Consider the following 15,787-nt stretch of genomic DNA (forward strand, 5'->3'; position numbering starts at 1 on the left):
TCAGTGGTGATGTGATTCGGGGGTGTATTTGCGACTACTGCAGGTTGGGTGGGTTTATTCTAGCAATTTGTTCCAACTCACAGCTAAGAGAGAGCGATTTGTTTCATGCTCTTGTTTTATTCCTGATTTTCGAAAGAGTGATTCTCAGCAAACAGCGAGTACATAAAAAGCAATTTGTATCAGGGCGGCTCCTTTGAGGAGGCAAATGCGGCGAATACTACGCATTTCCTTCAATTATTCTGAGGGGTTGTTAAATGAAGTACCAAGACTACATGACCCGGGCTTTCGATATTATGTTCAGCCTGGCAGTCCTAACTATCACTCTGCCAATTCTGGCGATTACCGCACTGCTTGTGGGAGTTAAACTCGGAAGACCAATAATATTCAAGCAAACACGAACGGGGCAGGCTGGTAGAAATTTCCAGATTTACAAGCTGAGAAGCATGACAGACGAGTGCGATGAGCATGGCGCGTTGCTACCAGACGCTGAGCGTTTAACACGCTTTGGCAAGTTTCTCCGTGTTTGGAGCATCGATGAACTGCCTGGCTTCATTAATGTTTTGAAGGGCGACATGTCGATTGTAGGACCACGCCCTCAGCTTGCAAGCTTCTTAGAGCTCTACTCAGAACGTCAGTTGCGTCGACATTTGGTGAAGCCAGGCATAACTGGTTGGGCCCAGGTCAATGGCAGAAACAGCCTCGACTGGGAATCTCGTTTTGAGCTTGATGTCTGGTATGTCGAGAACAAGAGCTTCTGGCTGGACCTTAAGATCATCTTTCTTACGTTCATAATCGTTTTCAGGCGTGAAGGCATCAACGCAGTAGGCCATGCAACTATGCCTGAGTTCCGCGGAGATGAGATCGTCACAGAGCAGTTTGAATAACTCATTAAACTGCAGAACCAATGAGAAGGCCCGCGGCGCACGCGCCGTGTTCCCACCTCGAATGAGTATCCTCAGTCGTTTGCGTAAGGTTTTGTCGGCGCCGTCTGGTGCTGCATGGAAAGCCTAAGTTCTGAGAAGCTGCGAAAGCATTGTTCTCCAGAACCTGCTGTTTTTATTGCGGCATGCAGGACTGCTTGTCTGAAACTGTTTCAGTTGGAAATTTGACGCTAATTTGGATGTTTTGAAATGAAGCAAAGAAGCCTATTGCTCTGCCTTGGTGCGAGCTCACTAGCTTTGTCTCTTTGGGCAACGCAGGTGCTAGCACAAGATGTGCCAGATGCAGCAAATGCAATGGTTGAGCAAGTCATGGCTGATCCCGTCTCATCGGTTGGCCTCATGCTTCAGTTCGCGAGCACTGCGGAGGACAGCCATCTGCAAATGCTGGGGGATGCCATGCAGTCCAGCCTGCACATAGCAACTCCTGAGTTCGCGCAAGCGATCAGTGAGGCTGTGGCAAGTAATCCGTCAATGGCACACGCAGTTTCCCGGCTTTCTTGGTTTGTTTCCGGTCCGCAGGCCGAGCAAATGGGCGTGGGATTACACATGGCGTTTCAACCCATGATGAGCACCGGAGATGATCATGGAATGAACACGCTGGAGCAAGCTATTGTCAGTTCCAGCCATTCGATGAAGACAGCATTTAATGCGGTTTCTGCCACGCGCGGATCAGGCGTTGTCGCTGGTGCTCGACTGCAAGTCGGAGCCAGAACCCGTGATGCTCCCACAACCGGCAAAGGAAGTGGGGGTGGGTTTAGCCTCCCAAGCCCGAACTGATGTCGCTCGAAGTTTACTTCAACCGTTGGTGCATGAATGAGAAGCATACGGCCCATTTTGCTAGCAGGCTTGGCTGCTCTCTGTTCGGATGCATCTGTTGCCGAAGAGGGCACTAAAGTGGTGCTGGGTAAGTTTTCAGAATACCGGGTCAGAATGCGGCCAAGGCCTGAGTATGACGCCCAGGGGATGAGGTTCCCTGGCTGGCTTATCATGCCCACGCTTACTTCAGGCCTTTACTATGACTCCAACATCTACCAAGAGCAAAACAACATGCAGGGCAGTCTTGTTGGACTCATCTCGCCCGCTATTGCAGTAAACTCTGACTTCTCCAGACACAGCCTCAATCTCTACCTTTCTGCACGGGAACGTTATGTCTTTGAAGATGCCAACGCCTCAACCCTTTCAGGGCGGGCACTTGCCGACGGTCGCGTCGATGTGCTGAATGATCTTGCATTGAACTTAGGCGGAAGGATTGAGCTGAACCAGGATGAACTGGGAGACAACGATGTTCCGCTCACTTCTAAGACTGGGGTTCGCTACAACGTTTATGGCGGATATGCAGGAGCCTCGAAAACCTTCAATCGCGTGACGGTAGGAGCAACAGGCTCAATCAGTCACTATGATTATCACGACGTCGAATCCGTCGATGGAGATGTACTGGATCAGGATAATCGCGATGGTTATCGATATGATCTTATAGCCAAGGTCTCCTATGCATACTTCCCGGGCTTGAGTTTTTATGGCAGCGCTGAGTTCAATGAGCGTAACTGGCGCGACACCGGATCAAGCAATCGCGATTCAAATGGTATCGAACTCTTAGCTGGAATGGAGTTTGACATGCGCGGGACCATTCATGGATCTGCGGGTGTTGGTTATCTCAGTCAGGACTACGAGTTGGAAACTCGTCAGGATATTCAGACATTTGCCTATAACGTTGAACTTCAATGGACACCCACCGCACTGGTGACAGTGAACATCATCGGTCTTCAATCTATTGAAGAAAGTTATGTCTTTGGTTCTGCCGGACAGCTGGAATCTTATGCGGAAATCGCTGTCGACTATGAGTTCTTAAGAAACTGGATCTTTTCACCCGCCTTCATCTACTCGCGCGAAGACTACCTAGGGGTCAACCGCGTTGATAACAGATACAGAGCATTGGTTAAGACGGACTATTTCGTCAATCGTTACATGAAGTTGGGTGCCGCATACGAATACGAGAGGCTTAGTTCTGATCGGCCTGGCGTGAGCTACGACAGACATTTGTTAGGGGTCAACTTTAATGCAGAGTACTAACGCGGCAACGTCAACTTCCACGCCTCCTGCGGAGCAACCCAAAGATCTGATCGACTTGCGGGAAGTTCTACAGTTTATCCAGCGCTATGCCACGCTTATCATCGGCAGTGCGTTGTTTGCAGCAATCGTTGGAGCGGGTATCTCTCTTATAGCCACACCCAAGTACACCGCTACCACATCTATTCTTATCGAAACCCGGGCAGCCAACATTGTTGATGTTGAAGCTGTCCTCAGCGGCTTCGGCTCTGATGATAAAGTGCTGCAAAGCCAGATTGAGATAATTGGCTCCAATGCTGTAGCTGAGCGCGTCATCGATAAGCATGGCCTTTGGAACTCTCCTGAGTTCCTGCCGACACCGTCTCTCATCAACGGCATTATAAAGAAGATAATGGGAGCTGAAGAGAAGGAGACCTTTACAGCTTACGGACATGATCCTTCAGATCTCTCAAGACGAGTACTCTCCGGCCTGGATGTAAAGCTTCGTCGTAACACAACTGTGGTTGATGTTATGTACGAAGCCCGATCTCCAAGCCTGGCAGCAGAACTGGCGAACGGCTTTGCAAATGCATACCTGATGGATCAGCTTGAAACCAAATACGATGCAACGCGCCGTGTAAATGAATGGCTCAGTATCAGATTGGCGGAGTTGAGGGAGAGGGTACGCAAGTCTGAGCAGGCCGTTGAGATTTTCCGAAACGAGAACAACCTTCAAGTTGCGGACGGTGCCACCTTCAATGAAAAGCAGATAGCGACTCTCAATCAGCAACTTGTACTAGCCCGCGCAAAAACGGCTGAGGCGCAGGCAAAAGTCAACCAGATAGATAAAGTCCGAAAACAAGGTGGCTCGGCTTCATCTTTTGCAGATGCCGCCCAATCTGCTGTAATCACTCAGCTTAGAGCAAAGGCATCAGAAGTTGCTCGGCGAGAAGCTGAGCTAGTGGTGAAGTACGGAAAGAAACACCCGGAAGTCGTCAGTGTTCGCTCCCAACTAGCTGATTTCAATCGCCAGATTCGCGAGGAACTTCAGCGCATCGTCAACACAGCGCAAAACGAACTGGCCGTTGCCAGAAGCCGTGAGCTGTCTATCTCAAGCAGCCTTGAACAACTTCGCAATGTAACGAGCTCAGAAAATCAGGCCCTTGTTTATCTGCGTGAGCTTACACGTGAGGCAGAGGCCAATAGAACTCTCTACGAGTCATTCCTGAACCGGTTCAAGGAAACGCAGGAATCTGAGAAAATGGACAACATCACCAGTCGGATCCTAACGCAGGCGACGCCACCAGTCGCGCGCAGTTACCCAAACAAGAAGCTCTTCGTTGTGCTGTCATTCTTACTTGGATTGGTCGTCGGAGTTGTGATTTCCCTTCTTCTGGAACTCTTTGACTACACACTCAAGTCTCATGAGGATGTTGAGGAACGGCTTGGTCTCCCGCTGTTTGCAACAGTGCCAATGATCGACCAGCATTCGTCTAGCATCAACAAAGAAGGTGGGACGATCGCTGGCGTTTGGAACAACCTGAAAGCTCGCCTTGGGTTCAAGAGTGCACAGTATCCGGCCAACTCTAAAGCGAGAGCCAAGCTACGCACGCTGCCAGAGGGAATTTGGGAGTACGCCTCGCAAAATCCATTCAGCCAGTATGCTGAAGCAGTGCGGGTATTGCGGTCCCGTGTCCGGTTCTCCAATGTCGATAACTCTCTCAAAACACTTCTGATTACGTCTGCTCTTCCAGGCGAAGGTAAGTCCACCGTAGCTCTGAACCTAGCGCATTACGCAGCAAAAACAGGTGAGCGCGTTCTTTTGATTGACGCAGATATGCGTCACCCTGTTTCTACAGCTGCTTTGGCTGGTTCGACAGAAGCCAATCTTGCGACCGTTCTGACAGGGGAGTTCAACATTAAGGATGCAGTTCGGAAAGAGCCGAACTCGTCACTCTATTTCCTGCCAGCTCCAAGAAGAAATGATCTCTGGGAAACAGCCGAACTCCTCTCTTCGATGGCTATGCAATCTTTGATAGATGCAGCTTCCAGAACGTTTGATTTGGTGGTGATCGATAGTCCGCCTGTCCTTCCGGTGATCGACAGTCGCGTGCTGTCTCGAATGGTTCAAGGCACCATAATGGTATCCTTCTGGGATCGGACAGACCGATTTGCGGTTGAACGTGCAACTGATCTTCTGGAGAAAGCAAACGCGAACATTCTTGGAGTAGTGCTGAACAACTTCAATTCCAACAAAGCAAAGAAGTATAGCTATCAGTCTAGCTACGGCTACGATTACTTCAAGTACGAAGCCTACTACGGGTAGTGCCTCATGTTGTCATTACTCAGAAAACAAAGAGCCTCGCGCTCGCATGATGCCAACCAATTGGTCCGAGTCTTTGAACTACCAGAAAACACCCGGGCCTATGTAGTCGGAGATATTCACGGCTCCTTTGAACTACTGAAGGGCGCAATCAGGATGATTGACGAGGATGCCGCTGAATACTCCGGCGACTGCTATGAGATTTTTCTGGGTGACTACATCGATCGCGGCAAGCAAAGTGCAGAGATTCTAAATTATTTGGCGTTTCAGTTCTCCCACACAAGGAAGCGGATATGTCTCAAAGGCAATCATGAAGAGGTCTTGCTGGATTTTCTGAAGGACTCATCCCTGATCCAAATGTGGATCTCACTTGGAGGTTTGGAAACCCTGTCTTCTTTTGGTGTGTCCTTAAACGGGGCAGATCCCCATCTTATGCGCAACGAACTGCGGTGTGATCTGCAAAATGCGATGGGAGCGCGATTGATTGAGTTTCTAAGCCAGCTTCCAACGAGCTTTGAGCTGGGCGATTACTATTTCGTGCACGCTGGCGTTAATCCAAAGAAAGAGCTCTCCGCGCAAACCACTGCCGAGCAACTATGGATACGTGATGCCTTCCTCTCCTCTGTAAGATGCTACCCGAAAAAGATCGTCCATGGACACACTCCTGTCTCAGCACCAGAGATACTTGAGAACCGGATCAACATTGATACTGGCGCCTACTTCACCGGTGAACTCTCGGTTTTGAAACTTGAAGGATCACAAGTAAGCATTTTGCGCTTGTGAGGAGGGAGTATGTCGAGGTCATTTCTTGATAGAACTGCTTTTACTCTACTGCTGCTTCTCATCGTTTTCTGTCCGCTGGTTTTAGGAAGCAACAGGGTTTTACTTTGGATCGTGAACTTTGCAGTTGTTTGGGCGGCGTTTCTCCTCTGGAGTACTGCAAGGATAAACTGGAGCTACCAAGGTCCTCCGATAAGCCAGTTAGTCTTCCCTTTTTTATGCCTTGGCAGTGTGTTGTTGTGGATCTCAATCCAGCTGGTCCCCAGCGACTTTGCTGGTCTATCTAACCCGATCTGGAACTACTCAGAGGTGTTGTTGCAGGAGGAGTTAGATGGCCGGATGACTGCCAACCCATTGCTCGGCAAACTCACTTTGCTGAGGCTAACCACGTACGTCATCTTTGCCTGGCTTGTCATTCAGTTTGCTAAGGAGGCCTCCAGTGCTTATGTGATGCTTCTGGCGGTGATCTACTCAGCCACGGCCTACGCGATCTATGGCGCCATGGCTCTGACTTCAGGCGATCCAAACATTCTTTGGTTTGGCCCCCGGTTTGACACGACCAACCTCACAGCAACCTTTGTAAACCGCAACAGCGCAGCTACTTACTTCGGCATCTCAGCGATAACTGCAGCCATATTGCTTTATGCCAGAGTTCGTAAGCTGGTTCAGACCTCCGACGCGTCCGAACCAGTCCTTCAGCTGCTGGAAAAACTTGTTTCCCTCAAAACCGCTTCCTTGCTCGGGCCTACAATTATTCTGTGGGGGGCAGTGTTCCTCACTAACTCCAGAGCCGGCATTGCTTCCAGCTTGATTGCACTTTTGCTCTTTCTGTTCCTATGCCTTGGCCCGTTCTCCATCAGCCGAAAACGAAGGTCTCTTGGTGTCTCCGTCTCGCCCATACTCGTTGTTCTGGTGGTTGCAGGTATAATTGGGCTTCTGCTGGTGCAGTCAGGCAATGCAATAGGTCTCCGACTGATCCAACAGGGGGTTACTGACAGCTATCGATTACAGCTCTATCAAACTGTTCTTCAGATGATAGGAGACTACCCGCTACAGGGCGTAGGTGCCGGAGCCTTCCCGACAATGCTGATGCTCTACCCGACTTCTGAGCTCCCTGCAGAACTCACATGGGACAAGGCTCACAACAGTTATCTTGAAGCAATAGTAGGGCTCGGCATTCCTGCAAGCCTAATCCTGTTTGCAGTGTTCATTTGGTCGTTTTCCAAGTGTTTATCTGGCTTGCATTCTCGGCGGGTTCGAAAACTGTACCCTACAATTGGAATTTGCTCTTCCACCGTTGTCGTAATTCATTCAACGGTAGATTTCAGTATTGAGATACAAGCGGTTGCTCTCGTTTACATTGTTATGTTGTGTGTAGGTGTTGCGCAGTCCTTGAGTGCAAGGAACAGCAGAGCAGGCAGTAGTGTAAGAGGGTAATGTAATGCAATACATACAGCACGTCCTGTCAGTCCTACTTGTCGCGTTCTGGGCTCTCGGCTGCACACCAAGCGATCTGAGTAGTTCCACACAGCATCAGCAACTGGTCACAGACAGTGCGTTCTCACAGGCTAAAGCCTATCACTTAGGCTCAGGAGACAAACTGCGCCTCATCGTATTCGGTGAGCCAGACCTGTCAGGTGAGTTTGTCGTCGACGATCAGGGCAACCTGGACCTGCCACTCGTGGGAGATGTTGCCGCTAAAAACAAAAGCTTGGGTGAACTGGAAGACGCAATCGTCGTCGCTCTGAAAGATGGTTACCTCAAAGACCCACGTATCAGTCTGGAAGTGTTGAATTACCGACCATTTTTCATTCAGGGAGAAATCGGAAAACCCGGCGAATACCCCTATAAAAACGGGCTAACCTTACAGGATGCAGTGGCCATCGCAGGTGGATACTCCTACAGAGCCAACACCAAACGCGTCTTCATTCGCAAAAACGGGAATGACTACGACATCCCGGTAAAACTCACCGGCGCCCGCGTCTACATCCAACCCGGCGACAGCATCCGAGTGCCTGAGCGGTTCTTCTAGCAGTTGTCTGGATTGGTTTGGCGCTAGGTCTTTAATACATAACTTTATAAAGCATCACATCCGTGGGAGTTCTCTCCGCTCTTACCTTTTCACTCCCACGAGCAAGTAACCAACCGTCAGCTCTCTCTAAGCGAACTTCAACCAGTTGCACCTGAGAGGCTGTAGCTTTTGTTGGAATTACGAATGTGTAAGCTAGGGTTTTGGCTTTACCGGTGCTGATAAGCTGGGTTTGAGATGTGGTGACTTGCGACATGGATTGCGCTTCGCTGTCTTTCAGGAAAATCTTGATCTGGCCTTTTGGGATAGCCTCATTGCCTGCGTAGGTGATTGTGCCACTAATTGTTTCGGGTTGGTTTTTCACGGCTTCTGCGTTGGTTGAGACTGCTGAGATTGCAAGACCTGCAGCAAGCAGAGCTGAATGGCGGGTAACTTTGGTTTTCATTGATTTACTCCCCAATCCTCAAAATAAGGCCGAAGGGCCTGACAACGCAGTGATATGTGCAAAAACAGGAGGGGAACCTGAAAGCTCCCCTCCTCGATCTTATCAGACGATCACGAAGTCGTCTGCGGATAGAGACAGGCCAGCGTTCAACTGAGCGAACTGTACCGCTGCAATATCGCCGGAACCGTCAGCATCGTAGAACAATGCACCACTATCCGTGTCATAGATGATGCGGTCATTTGCATCCTGACTGACACCAGCTGCACTTTTATGGAATGCATTAAGTGCAAGCGGACCGTCGCCACCAAGTTCAGCAAAGATGCTGCTGTCCAACATGATCACATCTTCATCAGTATTGAAGTCCTTGATCCGGTCAACATTGTCTTCACCAAGCTCGGTAGAGAAGCGGAAGGTATCCTCTCCTTTACCACCGACAAGAAGGTCAGCACCAAGGCCACCATCAAGGAAGTCACTACCGTTGCCGCCATAGAGCTTATCATTACCGGCTTCACCTGGCTGGATTGGCTCAGGTGGGAACTCAACAGAGACGTTCAGTTTATAGGTAGAGCCTTCCGGCACAGCTTCTGACCAACCATCACCTGGAACATCCGGAGACCATGCGCCCTCCAGAATGTAGTAGGTACCAGTCTCTTCAACCACGAAGACAGTACTGGAATCGCGGTTGGTTATAGAACCTGGATCTCCACCACCATCATCGTTCTGGGTGACGATGTTTCCATCGCTGTCGAGCAGGCGAACCCAACTGTCATGGACGTTTGGATCTGCAATGCCGTCAATATCGATCGTGATGATCGTACCCGCAGCCAGCTCGATGCTGTAGTATCCACCCTTGCCATTTCCGGTCGCGTTAACTGTTGTGTGAAGAACAGTTGTTGAATCGAAGATGTCCGGGTCTTCTGTCAAAGAGAAGTTGTTGGAGATATCGAAGGCAGTTGCGATCGAGTTGTTCGTGGCATCTGGCCCGAGGGTTGCGTAGCCCGTGCCCATACCCGGGCGTGGAATAGCTTCGCCCTGATCAGCAAAGTCACCAAACAGGATGTCATCGCCACCGCCACCGCGGAGCACATCGTTGCCACCTTGACCAGTCAGAGTATTGGCAGCTTTGTTGCCTTTGATCTTGTCATTGTGACCAGAACCGGAAAGGTTCTCGATGGAGATGTAGGTATCACCTTCAGACTTACCGCGAGCCAGATTAAGCTTCACGCCGCTAGTTGCATCGGAATAGTCTGCAGTGTCGCTACCAGCACCACCATTTAGAACATCAGCACCTTCACCACCAGTCAGTACGTCATTACCTGCACCGCCGGATAGTTCGTTGGTCTGATCGTTACCGATCAGGTGATCATCGTAGAAAGAACCAACGACGTTCTCAACATCAACAATGATGTCATGCTTGATGGTTGTACCACGACCTACGATCTGTACTGGACCGTCAGCATCACCACCGCTGGCAGTGCCGTTGGCAAGGTCGACGGTTACGCCATCAGAGCTACCGGAATACACAACGGTATCAATGCCTTCACCGCCATTCATGTAATCCTGACCAGAACCACCAATGAGGATGTCGTTGCCTTCATCACCATAAAGCAGGTCACCGTCACGACCACCATCCAGTATGTCATCACCGCCGCCGCCGTTGAAGACGTCGCCGCCCCCCTGACCCCAGAAGTGGTTGTTGTCGTCTGTACCGATAAAGCGGTCGATACGGTCGTCAGAGCCAATCAGGTTTTCAATGCTGTAGAAGGTGTCGCCTGAAGCTGTACCACCAACAGCAACGTTGGTTTCCAGGTTGACCAGAAGTTGGAACGGGCTTTCATGGCTGAAGTCGACAGTATCTACACCGTCACCACCTCTGAACACATCGGCACCAGCCTGACCCATCAGAGTATCGTCGCCGTCACCACCGTCCAGAATGTCATCGCCAGCACCACCGAAGATGGTGTCGTTGCCACCACCGCCGTAGAGGACGTCGTTACCGTCATCGCTCTCGGTCTGATCTTCAAGTTCATCAAACGGAATGGTGTTGTTGATGTCGCGGCTTGCAAGCGTATCGCGGCCACCAATGATCAGATCATCACCATCCAAACCGAAGATGGTGTCACCACCTGCACCGCCATCCAGCGTGTTGTTGCCTTCATCACCAAAGATGATGCTGGTCAACGTATCGCCTGGGTTGGCTGGAGTGTCATCTTCTTCCACAGGAGGCTGCGGAGGAGTGCCGCCAACGTAGATGATGTTTTCAACGTTCTCAACTTCACCAAGATCCAGATCGCTGTTCACGACGATGATGGTGTCGTTACCGCCATCAGCTTCTTCACGAACGATATCGTCAATGGAGTCAACGAAGTAGATGTCGTCTCCAGCACCACCTGCCATTTTGTCAGCACCACCGCGACCGTCCAGAACGTTGTCGCCATCGTTACCAATGATAATGTCATCGTAGTTACTGCCGATGCCTTTTTCGATGTAGTACTCTGTTTGATCTTCGTTGTGACCTGCAAAGATCGAAACGTTGTTGCTATGGCCGTTCACGGAGGAGAATTGACCAGCTCGTAGATCAAGAATTGTCCCAGCAGTTGAACCAGAGAAGTCAATGGTATCCATGCCGCCGGTATCGTGAATTGTAAATCCGATATCGTGCTGCATGCCATCAGATGTCAGCTCGTAGCCGTATTCTGTGCTGTTGAAGCCGTAGATATTGTCGCCAGTGTTTAGATCGATCTTCTGATACGTCCGCACACCATCTTCATCAACTTCAGAGAAGAACCGACGAATGGTGGATTCAATATCCGCCATCAGAGGTGTGGAAGCCGACCAGCGTGTTGTTTCCCCAACATCAATGCCATCGAAATACGACATTACGCTGTACTGCTGACGGTCATAGATCCATGTCGCATTGTTTAGGTAGTTGATCTGAACACCGCCTGGGCCGCTGTAGTTATAAAGGCCTGGGTGGTTCAAGCCAAACTCATGGCCGAACTCATGGATAAAGCTGTCAAACACATAACCGCCGATATCGGTTTTGTTCGGCTCAGTGTCATGGAATTTCTGGCCGATGCTGACATAACGGTTGCTGGAAAACGCGCTGCCGTCACTCTGCTCGCCAATTGCCGGGCTGACAACTTCCATCCAGTGGAGGTCAGGATCAAATGGAGCATCGTCCACAATCTCAAACTGCAATGGAGTAACTGCTGACCAAACTTCCAAAGCACCAATGGCCGCCGCCTTGTACTCAGGATAATCGTTCAGACCTGTCACGTTGATCACTAGCGGCTGTGCAGCAATCTCAGGTGTCAAGCTGCGTGGTAGTGCACTGATGTAATCGATATAAGCTTCGTAATCCTCGCTTTTGCCATATGGATTATCAGGTGTCTGATCATTTACCCACCATTCATCGGGCTGATTTTGATTTGGCATCTTTGTGTCTCCCTCTCTTACAAAGCTTGGGTTTTTAATGCTGCGTAGTATTGGTGCTCCAACTCAAACCGGTCGTCGCACAGGACGCCGTCGTCACCGGCGTTTTCAGTAAATTGACGTGCTGAAGAACTGGAAATTCCGTAGCGAGCTCCTCCTCCAAGGAACTCACAGCGCAGTCGTTGGCGCTTATCTCAGATCCACCTCGAAACGAAGCAGATGATTGACCAATGACCAGCTTAACCATGCCGTTGAAACGACAAGTCCTCGACTTGATCACAAATGGAAAAGTGGTCCGTTCATGATGACCATAATCGCGTCGCAATACGCTCTGAAAACAGTCAGGAAACCCCAAGGGCAAAAGCCCTACATCCTGCCAGTTATCAGACACGATTAACCGTGGGCTATCGTTACATCCAGCAACAGAATTTGCGTAGTCATCAAACATGTTTCGATAACTCCAAAATTGCAGCCCACGCAATTGGATCAAGAGAAGGTGTGGTTGGATTTCTATTTATTATTCAGCGTGTTACGTCATTTTCTGCATGAGTATCACTCATACAATCGCAGAATTGTTGGCCTCTTTTGACGTAAAGTCAACGCTGATTGAGATGATAATTTCTAAGTGAATAAACGTAATTTTTGATTTTTGTCTAGATAATCGATTAGTTTGTTTAACTATTATTTTAGAGAAAGTTACATGTAATTTATCTAAGTATTATTATGCATTGTATTGCTGCATTTTATTAAATGAGAATATATGTGAAGTTTATGTCAGCAGCGATAGCTGTTGTCAGCGGAAACTTCAGATTTTGCGTTAGGTTTCGTCAGCTTAAACCTAACGCATTTCCTGAGCAGCGATAACTCAACCAAATCGCTAACCCCATTTGGTTGTTTCCCTTGTGATGGTTTTGCCTGGACCTTCAGTCTTCCAGATCGAGGTTCATCTGCTGGTTAAGAATAAAACAATCACTGATAGTGAGGCATTGCAAAACGAAAAGTAATTTTTGGGGCCATGATTTATGCTTCAAATGTCTAATGTGACGGTATAAAATAGTTTGTAATGATGCAGGAGTTTGGAATAAAAAAGTTTGTAATGTTGTCGTTACTCGCAATATTCAATAGCGGAAATTTTACCCGATACATCGAGTTCAGGGGTGCATGTAAACCCAAAGTATTCTCTTTCAAGTCGCCTAGGGTCTCTATACTCAACGCCTAGAAATTTACAAGACTTGCAGGGACACTTCTTGGGTACCCAAACAATATCCGAATATTTTTTTAGATCTCTTACGCCGCTAAAGATTTCAAGTTTTTGAGCGTGCTTCTTAAAGAATGGGCTTAATGCGTCGTAATTATTTTCAATGTTCCCCGTCGAAGTCATATGGACAGATCGATCGATTTGAGTAAGGGAGTGTTTTGGCCCATGATCACTAGACTAGGAGTGAACAATGGGGCAAAACACAAGGACCGCCAGCGCTGCAGCTGAGAAGGCGGTTAAAGACATCCGGCGCAAGACCCGAAAGCGCTATTCCACTGAAGACAAGATACGTATCGTTCTGGCTGGACTGCGTGGTGAGGACAGTATTGCCGAGTTGTGCCGACAAGAGGGCATCTCACAGGGGCTTTACTACAGCTGGTCGAAGGAGTTTCTGGAAGCCGGTAAGAAGCGACTTGCTGGTGATACGGCCCGTCAGGCCAGCACCGGTGAGGTCAAGGTGCTGCGCAAAGAAGCACGCGATCTCAAGGAGGTGGTCGCCGAACAAGCTCTGGAGCTGCGGCTTCTTAAAAAAAGCATGCTCGAGGATGGGGGAGACGACGAATGAGATATCCCGCCCACGAGAAGTTGGAGATTATTCGGCTGGTTGAAGGATCACATCAGCCAATCAAGCGCACGTTAGAGCTGCTGGGTATTCCACGCTCAACGTTCTATGTTTGGTATAACTGCTATCTGGAAGGCGGCGTTGAAGCGTTGGAGGACAGAGTTTCACGTCCCGCCAAGGTCTGGAACCGTATTCCCGATGAGATCAGATCACAGATTATCGAGATGGCGCTAGACGAGCCAGATTTGTCACCACGAGAGCTCGCGGTCCGCTTCACAGACACAAAAGGCTATTTTGTATCTGAAGCTTCTGTCTACCGACTACTGAAAGCGCAAGACCTGATTACCAGCCCGGCTTATGTCGTCATCAAGGCCGCAGACGAGTTCAAGGATAAGACAACAAAGCCGAACCAGCAGTGGCAGACCGATTTTACCTATTTCAAGATTATTGGTTGGGGTTGGTTCTATCTCTCAACTGTTCTCGACGATTACTCCCGTTACATCATTGCCTGGAAGCTGTGTTCCACTATGAAAGCCAAGGATGTAACCGATACCCTTCAACTGGCACTCGATGTCTCTGGATGCGAGCAGCCCAAGATACTCCATCGTCCACGGCTACTGTCCGATAACGGGAGCTCCTACATCTCTACCGACCTGGCTGAATGGTTGGAGGAGAAGCGTATGAAGCATGTTCGGGGAGCGCCATACCATCCGCAAACGCAAGGTAAGATCGAGCGTTGGCATCAGACCATGAAGAACCGCATCTTACTCGAAAACTACTACATGTCGGAGGACTTGGAAGCACAGATCGGGAACTTCGTCGATTACTACAATAATCATCGCTATCACGAGAGCCTAGGTAACGTGACACCAGCAGATGTTTATTTCGAGAGGGATAAGGCGATCTTACAAAACCGACAGATGATTAAACGCAGAACTCTTCAAAATCGTCGCTTGCGCTACCACGCTCAAGCCGCTTAACATCAACACGCAAAAGGGCCAGACACTCCACTATTCGAAAGCCAATCTTGTCCAATTGTCCTTGATGACGGACAGTGTCTGTCATCAAGGACAATTGGACAAAAAATGGCTTTTGGGTAATAGAATACTTGGCCTTGTTGCGTTTTGATGTTCAACGGCTCCTACCTACCGCAGATCACCTACTTGAACCTGTAGATCAACGCTGTTGATGGCTTAGCGCTCGTGCAATGAACGGTCATCTTGGGGTATTCAGCGAAATCAATTATGCGTTCAGATCGAAACGAAATGGAGCTCGGTGGGTCGTTGCTTAATAGTTAAGCAAAGTTGATCTCAACTGTTGGCTGAAAGGCCCAATGGCAGCTCCTGGCCCGAAATTTTAGGCATTCCTAGAATGTCACAGCGTGGCCAATAACTGACATTCGAGTTATCTCTGGTTAGCCGTTAGCTTAGTTGGGTTTCAACTCCAAGTCACTTTGAGCAACAAGCTCTGTTTACAGTCTTTTTATACTACCCCCTATCGTCAATGGTTGGGCTTCTAGGATCTCACAGATGGCCAGTAGATCTAGCCGCCTACTGACCAATCCTAGCTGTACATTACTGCGCTGCCAGCACCAGAACTTCGATTTTGTAGTGAGGCTTTGCCATACGGGCCTCGACGCAAACTCGTGTTGGAGCTGCATTGAGATCAGCGACCCACTCGTCCCAGACGTTGTTCATTTCGTCATACTCACGCATGTCTGCCAGCCAGATCTGGACGGAAAACACATTTTCACGAGTTGTGCCCGCCTCAGCGAGCAAGTTGTCGACTTTGGTGAAAACGTCTTTTGATTGTGCGGTGATATCGCCCTCAACGAGCTGTGACACCTGGCCTGCCAAATGAACAACATCATTGTGAATAGCGATTGCAGAAAAGCGCTTGGAACCGCCTATTTTTTTAAGTCCTGAGCTCATTTTTACTCCAGTTTTTGTCAGTCAGCGTGTTCATGTA

At 49.3% G+C, this 15,787-nt stretch carries 11 protein-coding genes; 8 read left to right on the forward strand and 3 right to left on the reverse strand.

The window, feature by feature from the left end; translation table 11 throughout:
- Positions 1–254: 254 nt before the first annotated feature.
- The 7 genes from PSE_RS05660 to PSE_RS05690 all read left to right on the forward strand — a co-directional run bounded on the left by PSE_RS05660 (position 255) and on the right by PSE_RS05690 (position 8,122).
- The gene (locus tag PSE_RS05660) at positions 255–884 is read left to right on the forward strand and encodes a sugar transferase (protein WP_014283971.1); all 630 of its coding nucleotides are present in this window, start codon (positions 255–257) and stop codon (positions 882–884) included.
- 246 nt (positions 885–1,130) lie between these two features.
- Complete coding sequence (locus PSE_RS05665) at positions 1,131–1,718, forward strand: hypothetical protein (RefSeq protein ID WP_014283973.1); 588 nt, start codon at positions 1,131–1,133, stop codon at positions 1,716–1,718.
- Positions 1,719–1,928: 210 nt separating this feature from the next.
- Positions 1,929–3,011 carry an outer membrane beta-barrel protein gene (locus PSE_RS05670; protein ID WP_014283974.1) on the forward strand — a complete coding sequence of 361 codons (1,083 nt, stop codon included), beginning with the start codon at positions 1,929–1,931 and terminating at the stop codon, positions 3,009–3,011.
- Positions 2,998–5,313 carry a polysaccharide biosynthesis tyrosine autokinase gene (locus PSE_RS05675; RefSeq protein ID WP_041768024.1) on the forward strand — a complete coding sequence of 772 codons (2,316 nt, stop codon included), beginning with the start codon at positions 2,998–3,000 and terminating at the stop codon, positions 5,311–5,313. The genes PSE_RS05670 and PSE_RS05675 overlap by 14 nt, the downstream gene beginning before the upstream one ends.
- Before the next feature lie 6 nt (positions 5,314–5,319).
- A complete protein-coding gene (locus tag PSE_RS05680) occupies positions 5,320–6,093 on the forward strand; it encodes a metallophosphoesterase (RefSeq protein WP_083841550.1) in 774 nt (257 codons plus the stop codon).
- Between the two features lie 234 nt (positions 6,094–6,327).
- Positions 6,328–7,527, forward strand: a complete 1,200-nt coding sequence (locus tag PSE_RS05685; protein ID WP_158309181.1) for an O-antigen ligase — start codon at positions 6,328–6,330, stop codon at positions 7,525–7,527.
- Positions 7,528–7,531: 4 nt separating this feature from the next.
- Positions 7,532–8,122, forward strand: a complete 591-nt coding sequence (locus tag PSE_RS05690; RefSeq protein WP_014283978.1) for a polysaccharide biosynthesis/export family protein — start codon at positions 7,532–7,534, stop codon at positions 8,120–8,122.
- Positions 8,123–8,153: 31 nt separating this feature from the next.
- Here the strand turns inward: PSE_RS05690 and PSE_RS05695 are convergent, their stop codons facing one another.
- Both PSE_RS05695 and PSE_RS05700 read right to left on the reverse strand, forming a co-directional pair.
- On the reverse strand, positions 8,154–8,564 hold the full coding sequence (locus tag PSE_RS05695; protein ID WP_014283979.1) for a hypothetical protein: 411 nt from the start codon (positions 8,562–8,564) through the stop codon (positions 8,154–8,156).
- 102 nt (positions 8,565–8,666) lie between these two features.
- Positions 8,667–12,002, reverse strand: a complete 3,336-nt coding sequence (locus tag PSE_RS05700; protein WP_014283980.1) for a M10 family metallopeptidase C-terminal domain-containing protein — start codon at positions 12,000–12,002, stop codon at positions 8,667–8,669.
- A gap of 1,445 nt (positions 12,003–13,447) precedes the next feature.
- Between PSE_RS05700 and PSE_RS05710 the strand changes: the two genes are divergently transcribed.
- Positions 13,448–14,799, forward strand: a protein-coding gene (locus PSE_RS05710) for an IS3 family transposase (RefSeq protein ID WP_086003608.1) whose coding sequence is annotated in 2 segments (ribosomal slippage) — positions 13,448–13,783 and positions 13,786–14,799 — 1,350 coding nt in all. Because the reading frame shifts where the segments join, the coding sequence is not laid out codon by codon here.
- A gap of 594 nt (positions 14,800–15,393) precedes the next feature.
- On the opposite strand, the gene PSE_RS05715 is transcribed toward PSE_RS05710, so the two are convergent.
- Positions 15,394–15,750 carry a RidA family protein gene (locus PSE_RS05715; RefSeq protein ID WP_014283984.1) on the reverse strand — a complete coding sequence of 119 codons (357 nt, stop codon included), beginning with the start codon at positions 15,748–15,750 and terminating at the stop codon, positions 15,394–15,396.
- Positions 15,751–15,787: the final 37 nt, after the last annotated feature.

The sequence above is a fragment of the Pseudovibrio sp. FO-BEG1 genome, assembly GCF_000236645.1.
Taxonomy (GTDB): Bacteria; Pseudomonadota; Alphaproteobacteria; order Rhizobiales; family Stappiaceae; genus Pseudovibrio.

Excerpts from the sequence above, each read along its gene's own strand:
- PSE_RS05660 (WP_014283971.1), top strand. The coding sequence starts at position 255 with ATGAAGTACCAAGACTACATGACCCGGGCTTTCGATATTATGTTCAGC.
- PSE_RS05665 (WP_014283973.1), top strand. The coding sequence starts at position 1,131 with ATGAAGCAAAGAAGCCTATTGCTCTGCCTTGGTGCGAGCTCACTAGCT.
- PSE_RS05670 (WP_014283974.1), top strand. The coding sequence starts at position 1,929 with ATGCCCACGCTTACTTCAGGCCTTTACTATGACTCCAACATCTACCAA.
- PSE_RS05675 (WP_041768024.1), top strand. The coding sequence starts at position 2,998 with ATGCAGAGTACTAACGCGGCAACGTCAACTTCCACGCCTCCTGCGGAG.
- PSE_RS05680 (WP_083841550.1), top strand. The coding sequence starts at position 5,320 with ATGTTGTCATTACTCAGAAAACAAAGAGCCTCGCGCTCGCATGATGCC.
- PSE_RS05690 (WP_014283978.1), top strand. The coding sequence starts at position 7,532 with ATGCAATACATACAGCACGTCCTGTCAGTCCTACTTGTCGCGTTCTGG.
- PSE_RS05695 (WP_014283979.1), bottom strand. The coding sequence starts at position 8,564 with ATGAAAACCAAAGTTACCCGCCATTCAGCTCTGCTTGCTGCAGGTCTT.
- PSE_RS05700 (WP_014283980.1), bottom strand. The coding sequence starts at position 12,002 with ATGCCAAATCAAAATCAGCCCGATGAATGGTGGGTAAATGATCAGACA.
- PSE_RS05715 (WP_014283984.1), bottom strand. The coding sequence starts at position 15,750 with ATGAGCTCAGGACTTAAAAAAATAGGCGGTTCCAAGCGCTTTTCTGCA.